1 pseudogene is annotated in these 207 nt (G+C 47.8%); it reads right to left on the bottom strand.

Annotation, left to right across the window (positions count from 1 at the left end):
- Positions 1–181 (bottom strand): annotated as a pseudogene (locus JEM65_RS22020) (30S ribosomal protein S12 methylthiotransferase RimO); the annotation flags it as partial.
- Positions 182–207: the final 26 nt, after the last annotated feature.

Genomic DNA, 207 nt, shown 5'->3' with positions numbered 1-207 from the left:
AGTCAATAAAGCCGCAGGTGTTGATAATCACAATGTTGGCATCCGACTTCTTGGCCTCGTGCGTCACCAGAAAGTCGTTGGCCTGGAGCTGGCCCATCAGCACCTCGCTATCAACAAGATTCTTGGAACAGCCCAGCGTTATAACGTTGACTTTGTTTTGTTTAAGGGTTCTAACTTTCATGGGAGGTAAAGTGGAACGTCATGCTG

Source organism: Gelidibacter salicanalis, assembly GCF_016469035.1.
GTDB lineage: Bacteria > Bacteroidota > Bacteroidia > Flavobacteriales > Flavobacteriaceae > Gelidibacter > Gelidibacter salicanalis_A.
This window is presented reverse-complemented; position numbering and strand designations above follow the sequence as displayed.